Origin of the sequence: Sphingobacterium sp. UME9, assembly GCF_014170215.1 — a bacterium.
GTDB lineage: Bacteria > Bacteroidota > Bacteroidia > Sphingobacteriales > Sphingobacteriaceae > Sphingobacterium > Sphingobacterium paramultivorum.
This window is the reverse complement of the sequence record NZ_LZZP01000011.1, coordinates 147,889-157,937: the sequence shown is the minus strand read 5'-3', so window position 1 is coordinate 157,937 and position 10,049 is coordinate 147,889. Positions and strand designations below refer to the sequence as shown.

Genomic DNA, 10,049 nt, shown 5'->3' with positions numbered 1-10,049 from the left:
GCTCCAGATTGCTTTCCCACTGCTGGTACCATTTCATAAAATACCGCGGAGTGGCTTCCCCCGGAAGATTGTACTTCTGGGCAAGTTGCGAATAACTCAGCTTGCCCGCAAGGTATTCTCTGGAAACGAGGATTTTGAAGCTATCGCTGTAAACTTGCTGTCCCCCTGATTTACGTTTTGTCATACGCTTTTTCATAATATTAAATTTAAGATTTTAATATTCGGTTTTTGTAAACCTTTTTCAGGAATGGACAATATAAAACAAGTTTTTCTGTTAACGGAAAGCGGATGAAAGCAAGCATATTGGAATGATCATTTACACGATTTGATCACTAGATCGCTTTTCTTATCGGGAGATAAAAAAAACATGGCCCGCTGATTTAAAACAAAGAGGACAAAAAGAAAATTTGCTATTCTGGATAGATAATTGCTTTATTTGTATCCAACAATTATTACATTCGAACAGCAAAGGGAATCTTGATATGTCGCAATTAACAATAGTAGATCTGGCCAAAAAGCTCGGCTTGTCAAAATCGACCGTTTCCCGTGCATTTCGGGATAACGTGGACATTAATCCAGCGACAAAAGCTCGGATTCTGGCTATGGCCGAAGAAATCGGTTTTTCGCCGAATGTTTATGCAAGTAGTCTAAAGGCAAATAAAAGTCTGACCATTGCGATTATTATTCCCGAATTTGGCAATAAATTTTTCTCGCAAGCCATCAAAGGAATTGAAGCTGTGGCGCGTTCCAAGGGCTATCATACCTTAATTTATGTGACGGATCATCTGGTGCAAAATGAAGCCTCAATCGTACGTTCACTTTCTAATGGGCGGGTGGATGGCGTTATCATTTCGGCTTCGGGTGAGGGTAAAGACCATTCGCATTTACAACTTTTGGCAGAGCGGGGCATTCCGGTCATGTTTTTTGACCGTGCATACGACGATTGGAAGGGGGGGTATATTACGGGTAATGACTTTGATTCGGCTTACCTGGCAACCAAACACCTGATCGATAATGCCTGTAAACGGATCGCTTACCTCGCGATTAATCCGAATGTCTCCATCGGTAAGGTACGTAAAGATGGCTACGAAAAGGCCTTGCAGGAAGTGGCGATTCCGATCAGACCGGAGCTTATTTTGGATACGGTCAATGATGCTGATCAGAATATGAAAGATATCGCCGACTTGATCGAACAGGAGAAACCCGATGCCATATTTGCCTCGGTAGAACGTCTTGCTATTTCGAGTATACGAGTCGCCAAGCAGCTCGCAATTCGTATTCCTGAAGATCTTAAAATTATTTGTTTTTCTTGTTTGGATATCGCCGATCTGATTGACCCGGCACTGAGCGTAGTGAAACAACCAGCCTATGAAATGGGGCAATTAGTAACAAAATACCTATTGGATAAGATGGAAGACCCCGAAAATAGTAAGTTTGCTAATTCGGTTTACCTTGATTCCCAGCTTATTTTTCAAAAATCTAGCCTGAAATAAGAAAAAAAATATTTGTTTTTTGTAATCCCATTATTTAGCTTTGATTACTTTCGGGAACATTCCCGAAAGTATTTAAATAATCAATTTTTATAAAATATTGGATAGGGAAATCCAGCAAATCGCCACAAGCGATTTCTTTTTACCTTGATTTCGGGAACGTTCCCAATTTCAGATTCCAAGTAAAGCTAATTATCGATGGGGAAGCATATCTCTCGTTTAATAGGGTATCTCTGGGTGATTGTCCTATTATCATCATGTGCAAATAAGAAAGATATCGTGGATGTCGAGCAACCTCCTGTTATTGAACAGCAGGGATCTGGTTTGCTCAATCTTTCCGCCCCATTTATCTATTGGGATCAGGAAATTACGTTGCAATTTGATCTTTCGAAAGGAAATGCGGCTTTAAAAGGTAGTACTACCGACCTTTACCTACACGCCGGATTGATTCCTGTGAATGGGGGCAGCTGGCAACATGTAGCAACAGATTGGTCAAAGAATGACAATGCTTATAAACTTAAATTTGTTTCTGCTGGTTTATATTCATTCACATTTATCCCCTCCAAATTTTTTAACCTGACTAATGGCGGAGAATTTGGTCAGATGGCACTTTTAGTCCGCAATGGTGACGGGTCGCTGGTCCAACGAAACAAAAATAATTCAGATCTATTTCTTCCTCTTGTAACGAGCAATACACAGGCCATTCGTTTTGTTTCGCCTACGCTGCAACCCACAGATCCAATTACCCTGGAGCAGATGTACACCGTTGGAGATAATCTGAAGCTAAAAGTACAGGCAACGCAGTCCGGAAAAATCAGTATCTGGGACAATGGTTTATTGCTTGTTGAATCTTCTGCTGGGCTGTCATTAGAAAAATCGCTCAGCCTACAGAGCAATGGCCTGCACGAGCTTGAAGCACGTCTTGAGGCTGGGGGCAAAATATATTTCAGTAAAGCACAGTTATTTGTGCAATCAAAACCTGCCATCGCTGCACTCCCGATAGGCATCAATGCAAACGGAACAACCATAAACAGGGAAAAAGGAGAGGTCAGTTTTGCGCTCACAGCGCCATTAAAAACGAGTGTGTATGTCTTGGGCGATTTTAATAACTATAAAGCATTACCAGCCTATGCGATGAGCCAGACACCGGATGGCAAAACCTGGTGGGTTACCGTATCGAATCTGGATTTCTCTAAAAAACAGACTTATCAGTTTTTGGTGGACGGTCAGCTGAATATCGCCGACCCCTATGCTGAGCTGATTCTTGATCCGCAAAACGACGCGGCACTCGGACTGACCGCGGCGGCTGTACCCGCTTATCCCGCTGCTGCGCAGGGAGTAGTTGGCGTATTGGATCTCCCAGCCAAGTCTTACTCATGGAAAACCACGCTATTTAATAAGCCAGCTCAAGGTGATTTAGTTATTTACGAACTCTTGGTCCGTGATTTTGTCAAACAACATCAATATACCACATTGAAAGACTCTTTGCCTTATTTAAAAAGGCTGGGTGTAAATGCGGTAGAGCTTATGCCTGTACAGGAATCGGAAGGGAATTCGACCTGGGGGTATAATCCTTCTTTCCACCGCGCTTTGGATAAATATTACGGCTTAAAAAACGACTTGAAAGCATACGTAGATGCTTGTCATGAAAATGGTATTGCCGTGATTTTGGATGTTGTTTTTAATCATGCTTTTGGTCAATCCCCGCTAGTACAGCTTTATTTTGAGCAGGGCAACGTCGCTGGCAATAGCCCTTGGTTCAATACGGTTGCCAAGCATCCGTTCAATGTTGGCTTCGACTTTAACCATGAAAGTAGTTATACACAGACTTTTGTCAAGGATGTTTTGACCTATTGGATGCAGGAGTACAAGATTGATGGGTTCCGATTTGACTTGTCTAAAGGGTTTACACAGAAAAATTCGGGTACCTCAGAAAGTGATTTAAGTGCATGGAATGCTTACGATGCGTCACGTGTGGCTATCTTGAAGCAATACCAGCAGCATATTCGCAGCATCGATCCCTCGTGTTATATTATTCTCGAACATCTTGGCGGAGATCAGGAAGAGGCCGAACTTGCGCAATCGGGGATGTTGCTATGGAACAACATGAATGCGGTCTTCAATGAGGCCGCAATGGGCTGGAATGCCAACAACGGCTCGGATTTAGGCAGATTATTCCCTTCGAGCCACGGCATGACACAACCCTCGTTTGTGTCTTATATGGAAAGCCATGACGAACAGCGGTTGCTGTTCAAATGCCTGAATTACGGCAATTCATCAGGTACCTATAACATCAAGGACCTCAGCACCGCATTAAAACGTATGGAACAGGCCGCCGTGTTTTTATTGGCTTCGCCCGGACCTAAGATGATCTGGCAGTTTGGTGAATACGGCTATGATGTGTCTATCGATGAAAATGGGCGCACAGGCGAAAAACCATTGTTGTGGAGTTATCTACAACAAGATGATCGCAAAAAGCTCTTTGAGACCTATGCCAAACTCACACGTTTCAAAACCAAAAATAGCATTTTCCAAAACGGGACGATTATCACATCGGCTATGAAAGATGCCGTTAAATATTTTGTTCTCGAAAAGGAGGGACAACAAGTAGGGGTACTTGGCAATTTTGGGGTAGAAAGTGTGGACTTTGCCTTGCCGGCAGCTTTGCAGGGGCAGTGGGTCGATAATTTTACGGGAAAAGAGCTCAATTGGTCAGGCCAGTCAAAATTGAGTCTCCTACCTGGGCAGTACCAATTGATAAGCAAAACAAAACTAAATAAATAAACAGTTATTTTATGAACAAACAGCTATCACGTCCATTTTGGGCTCTGAGCATGCTACTCGGTGTAAGTGCTTCGGCATTCGCGCAACAGGCAACGCTAAAAGGGCGAGTAATGGACCAGAAGGGGAGTTCCTTGGTCGGTGCTACACTGCGCTTCGAGGAGATTAAAAAATCACTGTCTACCAATGCGAATGGGGATTTTAGCTTGGATAGACTACAAATAGGGAAATTACGTCTGAAAGTAAGTATGGTCGGATACGCGACCCTGGATACCTTGATCCAGGTCAACGATGGACAGCATCCGTTAAACCTTTACCTTAAATCCAATACCAGTGCACTGGAAGAGGTTGTGGTGATTGGTTATGGTACACAAAAGAAAAGTGAACTGACGGGTTCAATCAGTACAGTATCTGCAAAAGATTTTCAAAAAGGACAGATCTCCTCGCCGGAGCAACTCATTATGGGCAAAGTTCCAGGCGTACAGATTACAACAAGTGGGGGGCAGCCGGGCGCAGGAAGCACCATCCGTATCCGTACCGGAGCTTCATTGAACGCCAGTAACGATCCGTTAATTGTCGTAGATGGAATTCCATTGGCAGGTGGTTCTGTATCTGGGGTAGCTAACCCATTAAGTTTGATTAACCCAAATGATATCGAGACATTTACAATCTTGAAAGATGCCAATGCAACAGCCATCTATGGTTCGCGGGCGTCGAATGGGGTTATTTTGATCACGACAAAAAAAGGCAGTCGCTCAGGAACACAGATCAACTTCTCTACACAGAATTCATTGGCTACCGTAGCCAATAAAGTAAAGTTGCTCAACGCCGATCAAATCCGCGATTATGTCAATACAAATGGTAGTGACGCCATGAAAAAGTTGTTGGGAACAGCAAATACCGACTGGCAGGATGTGATTTATGGCAATGCATTTACAACGGATAATAACGTTAACATTGCTTCCAAAGCGGGCAATATGCCTTACCGTATCGCTGCGGGCTATATGAACCAGGATGGGGTATTGAAAAATGATAACTTAAAACGAACTACTGCTGCATTGGCATTAACGCCAAAATTTCTGGATAACCATCTTTCATTGGATGTAAATGTTCGTGGTACCTGGTCAAAATCGAAATTTGCGACGCAAGACGCAATCGGAGCTGCCATTCAGTTCGACCCGACCCAACCTGTCTATGTGGATGATAAAAATAGTTTTGGTGGGTATTATGAGTGGATTCAGGGGGGGAAACCTAATCCCAATGCACCACGAAATCCTTTAGCCTTGTTGGATTTACGCAAAGATAATGGCGATGTGTTTAGAAGTATCGGAAATGCAAAGGTGGATTATAGTTTTCATTTCCTGCCGGAGTTGCATGCCAACTTAAACGTTGGATACGATCTGGCGCGTTCGAAAGGGAACACATTTACACCTGCGATAGCTGCACGTAATTTTAATGAAGGGGGTGAAAGAACTCAGTATAAAACCGATATCAACAATAAAACGCTGGAGTTTTATTTAAAGTATGATAAGGAATTACCTACAATCAAAAGTACGATAGACGCGACATTGGGCTATGGCTACTATAAAAATAGCAGTAAGGTTTATAATTTTAACCGTACAAATGCGGAAGGTGATAAGATCCTAAATGAACCAACGCGACCTTTTGATAAACCCGAAAACCTGTTGATCTCTTATTATGGGCGTCTGATTTATACCTATGACAATCGGTATGTTCTGTCGGGAACCTTGCGGTCGGATGGTTCTTCCCGTTTTAGTCCTGATAACCGTTGGGGATATTTTCCTTCTGTCGGATTTACCTGGCGCACCAAAAATGAAGGCTTTTTAAAAGATATAGCTGCAGTATCCGAACTGAAGCTCCGTCTAAGTTATGGAAAAACCGGGCAGCAAGATGGCATCGCTAACTATTCTTATTTGCCTAATTATACCATCAGCGGCAACGAGTCGATGTATCGCTTTGGTGATGAATACTACTATTTAAATTCACCTGTGGCCTACGATAAAGACATTCGTTGGGAAAATACAACAACCTATAATGCCGGCGTTGATTTTGGCTTTAGCAACAATCGGGTCTATGGTAGCGTGGATTATTATTCGAAAAAAACCAAAGACCTGCTCAGCACGATTCCCGTTCCTGTAGGCTCTAACTTTAGCAATTTCCTGTTGACCAACGTGGGTAACATGGAAAACCAGGGGCTGGAGTTTAATGTACACTTCGTCCCGCTAAAAACGGATAATTCGACTTTGGACATCGGTTTTAACCTAACTTATAATAAGAGTAAAGTAACCAATCTGACACAGAGTGATGATCCAAACTTTATTGTAGAGACAGGTGGTATCCGTGGTGGTACAGGCGGAAATATCCAGGCGCATAAGGTTAATTTCATGCCAAACAGTTTCAATGTTTTCCAACAGGTATATGATGAACAAGGGCATCCTGTCGAAGGTGTCTATGTTGACCGTAATGGAGATGGCGTTATCAGCGATAACGATCGCTATCTGTATAAATCACCGTTACCGAAATATCTTTTGGGTTTTACGGCGGCATACAGCTACAAAAAATGGTCGGCAACAACGGTATTACGCGCAAATCTGGATAATTATGTCTACGACAATGTTTCCTCTAATTTGGGAAGCGGGGCAAATATCAACGATCAGGCTGTTTTGGTGATCAATAATGCACCTGTGGATTTTTTTAATACCAATTTTCTGCTCAAACAGCTAAGAAGTGATTACTACATCAAGAACGCTTCGTTTTTGAAAATGGATAATGTCAACCTGAGTTATAACCTTGGAAAATTTATCCGGAATAGTAACGCTTCAATGTCGATTTCTGCAACTGTACAAAATGTATTTACGATCACCAATTATAAAGGTGTTGACCCAGAGATATCTAACGGTATAGACGATCGCTTTTATCCGAGGCCAAGGACTTATGTATTGGGTGTAAATGTGAGTTTTTAAACGATATAACAATGAAAAAATTAAATAAATATATAGGTGTATGCTTGCTGGCTATAGCACTGAGCAGCTGCCATAAGGATTTGGATCTAAAACCGACCAACGACGTAACTGCAGATGTGGCCTACAAAGATTTTAATGGCTATACCTCATCTTTCGCAAGATTATATGGATCATTGACCTTAACGAGTACATCGGGGCCGAATAACTCTGATCTGGGAGGATTGGATGCCGGTACATCGGATTTTTTACGCCTCTTTTGGAACGCACAGGAACTTACGACTGATGAGGCCGCCTGTGCCTGGCTCAATGATTCGGGGATTAGCGGACTGGATTACCTCGATTTTGACGATAGCAATCCCATGCTCCGCGGTCTTTATACCCGCTGTGTCTATAGTGCCACACTTGTCAATGAATTTTTAAGAGAAAGTACAGATGCTAAGTTGGCTGAACGCGGTATTTCAGATGCCGATAAAAAAGAAATCGCTTATTATCGTGCCGAAGCAAGATTCTTACGTGCTTATAATTATTGGGTGCTGCTTGATTTGTTTGGAAATCCACCATTTGTAACCGAAGAAACTCCTGTCGGAAAAGTATCGCCGCCTCAGATCAAACGACCTGAACTTTTTGCTTATGTAGAGAAAGAGCTGTTGGAAGTTGCAGGCCAGCTAAAAGGTGCCAAACAAAATGTATATGGTCGTGTAGATCAAGTTGCGGCATGGGGGCTGTTGGCTCGTTTATACCTCAACGCAGAAGTTTACCTGGGTGCTGGTAATAAGAAATATACCGAAGCGATTACATACGCAGAAAAAGTACTGAACTCGGGCTATAGTTTGGGAACAAATTATCGGGAGCTCTTCTACGCAGATAATGATGTGAACAACCCCGAATTTATTTTCTATCTGCCTTATGATGGAACCAAAACACAGAGTAAGGGTGGTACAACTTATCTGATCAATGCAGCTATTGACGCAACCATGGATCCCACTTCTTTCGGTGTACCCGGCGGCGGTTGGGCCGGAAATCGGACACGTGACAATATCGCAACGATTTTCGGTGACTACACTGGAGCAACGGACAAGAGGGCAATGTTTCACTTAAATACAAGCGTGAAAATTGAGGATATCGCTGTCTATAAGCAAGGGCTGGCGGTTACCAAATTCCGCAATGTGAACAAGGACGGAAAAACTGCTCCTCCGGCAGCTGAAGGTTTCGTTGCTTCGGTGGATTTCCCGTTGATTCGTTTGGCAGAGATGAACTTGATCTATGCTGAGGCTACCCTGCGTGGCGGCTCTGGCGGCAGCTTGGCCAAAGCACTGGACTATGTCAATAAACTGCGTGTACGTGCCTATGGAAACAACAGTGGGAACTTAACGAATCTTTCTTTGGATGATATTCTCAATGAGCGTGTGAAAGAATTATACTGGGAAGGATTTAGACGTTCGGATTTAATCCGCTATGGCAAATTTACGGGTGATAATTACCTCTGGCCTTTTAAAGGTGGTGTGCTTGCAGGTCAGGCAGTTGCCGGGTATAGGACGCTGTTCCCACTTCCTGCTTCGGATATTATTGCGAACTCCAATCTTGTACAGAATCCAGGCTATAATTAATCAGCATCAGACAGGAAGAACGGCGAGTCTCTTCCGGTCAATGTTGCCTTACCTGTAATAAGACAATTGTTGACAGATGAAACCGGGCAATATCTATTGTTCGACGCATTGGCGAATGGTCAGTTACCTGGGCTTTCATCAGCTATTGAAAACAAAAATTAAACAGATGAAAATTAGACACTATATCGGAATCATGCTGCTATTTATAGTGGCGTTCCAAAGTTGTAAAAAAGACGAGACGCGCGCTATATTGGCTAGCGGGGAGACCATAAAGCCTGCAACTTTAAGCCTCGATAAAACGAATGTAACCTTGTCAAAAGATAACGCAAAGGATACAGTACTGCACCTCAATATGATTCAGCCTGACTTTGGTTTTCAGGCCGCAGTAACCAACGTCCTGCAGTTTGGACTTAAAGGAGACAATTTTAAAACAGTAAAAGAAGTTGTCATTCCCAACGGCCGGACAAGCCTTGGATTTACAGGCTATGAATTGAACAGCTATTTACTTTCTCTTGGTGTTCCGACGGGAACGGCTTCGGACTTTGATGTACGCCTCAAGTCGAGTATCAATACTAAAATTACGGTGGTGTTTTCTGCGTTAGCTAGTCTTAAAGCAATCCCTTTTGCTTCGACCAGCTATTTGTACGTTCCGGGAGCTTATCAGGGATGGGATCCGGCTACTGCTGAATCGATAGTCTCCCCAACAAGCAACGGCATCTATACGGGCATTATCTCCTTTCCGGAAGCGAATTCGGAATTTAAGATAACGACAGAGCGCAACTGGGCGAATTCCTATGGACAGACTGCAGATGGTAAACTCGCTTTTAATGGCGGTGGAAATATAAAAGCTCCTCGTGCAGGAAATCTGGAAATAGAAGTCAATACGACGGCAAATACCATTTCATTTAAAGATCACAATTGGGGCATTATTGGTAGTGCCACGCCTAAGGGCTGGGATGCCGATACGGATATGAAATTCGACAATGCCAATCAGGTATGGAAGCTCACAGTGAGTTTGACTGCAGGCGATATCAAATTCCGTAAAAACCACGATTGGGGGACGAATTTCGGCGGAGCTAACGGCAGTTTGATTGCCGGCGGGGCCAATATCGCGGTTGCCAATGCCGGTACGTATGATATCGTCGTGGATTTCAATGCAAATACATATACGTTGACGAAGAAATAAA

At 43.1% G+C, this 10,049-nt stretch carries 5 protein-coding genes and 1 pseudogene; 5 read left to right on the top strand and 1 reads right to left on the bottom strand.

Annotated elements, in window-relative coordinates:
- Positions 1 to 196 (bottom strand): annotated as a pseudogene (locus A9970_RS17530) (hypothetical protein); the annotation flags it as partial.
- A 286-nt stretch (positions 197 to 482) separates the two neighbouring features.
- Here A9970_RS17530 and A9970_RS17525 point away from each other — a divergent pair.
- The 5 genes from A9970_RS17525 to A9970_RS17505 all read left to right on the top strand — a co-directional run bounded on the left by A9970_RS17525 (position 483) and on the right by A9970_RS17505 (position 10,048).
- A complete protein-coding gene (locus A9970_RS17525) occupies positions 483 to 1,493 on the top strand; it encodes a LacI family DNA-binding transcriptional regulator (RefSeq protein ID WP_182983228.1) in 1,011 nt (336 codons plus the stop codon).
- Between the two features lie 195 nt (positions 1,494 to 1,688).
- On the top strand, positions 1,689 to 4,274 hold the full coding sequence (locus tag A9970_RS17520) for an alpha-amylase family glycosyl hydrolase (protein WP_182983227.1): 2,586 nt from the start codon (positions 1,689 to 1,691) through the stop codon (positions 4,272 to 4,274).
- Positions 4,275 to 4,285: 11 nt separating this feature from the next.
- Positions 4,286 to 7,255 (top strand): SusC/RagA family TonB-linked outer membrane protein, encoded by a 2,970-nt coding sequence (locus tag A9970_RS17515; protein ID WP_182983226.1) that lies wholly within the window; start codon positions 4,286 to 4,288, stop codon positions 7,253 to 7,255.
- Between the two features lie 11 nt (positions 7,256 to 7,266).
- A complete protein-coding gene (locus A9970_RS17510; RefSeq protein WP_182983225.1) occupies positions 7,267 to 8,862 on the top strand; it encodes a RagB/SusD family nutrient uptake outer membrane protein in 1,596 nt (531 codons plus the stop codon).
- A 166-nt stretch (positions 8,863 to 9,028) separates the two neighbouring features.
- Complete coding sequence (locus tag A9970_RS17505) at positions 9,029 to 10,048, top strand: SusE domain-containing protein (RefSeq protein ID WP_182983224.1); 1,020 nt, start codon at positions 9,029 to 9,031, stop codon at positions 10,046 to 10,048.
- Position 10,049 lies beyond the last annotated feature (1 nt).

What these genes read in the sequence shown, in the direction of transcription:
- A9970_RS17525 (WP_182983228.1), top strand. Translation starts at nt 483, where the DNA reads ATGTCGCAATTAACAATAGTAGATCTGGCCAAAAAGCTCGGCTTGTCA.
- A9970_RS17505 (WP_182983224.1), top strand. Translation starts at nt 9,029, where the DNA reads ATGAAAATTAGACACTATATCGGAATCATGCTGCTATTTATAGTGGCG.
- A9970_RS17510 (WP_182983225.1), top strand. Translation starts at nt 7,267, where the DNA reads ATGAAAAAATTAAATAAATATATAGGTGTATGCTTGCTGGCTATAGCA.
- A9970_RS17515 (WP_182983226.1), top strand. Translation starts at nt 4,286, where the DNA reads ATGAACAAACAGCTATCACGTCCATTTTGGGCTCTGAGCATGCTACTC.
- A9970_RS17520 (WP_182983227.1), top strand. Translation starts at nt 1,689, where the DNA reads ATGGGGAAGCATATCTCTCGTTTAATAGGGTATCTCTGGGTGATTGTC.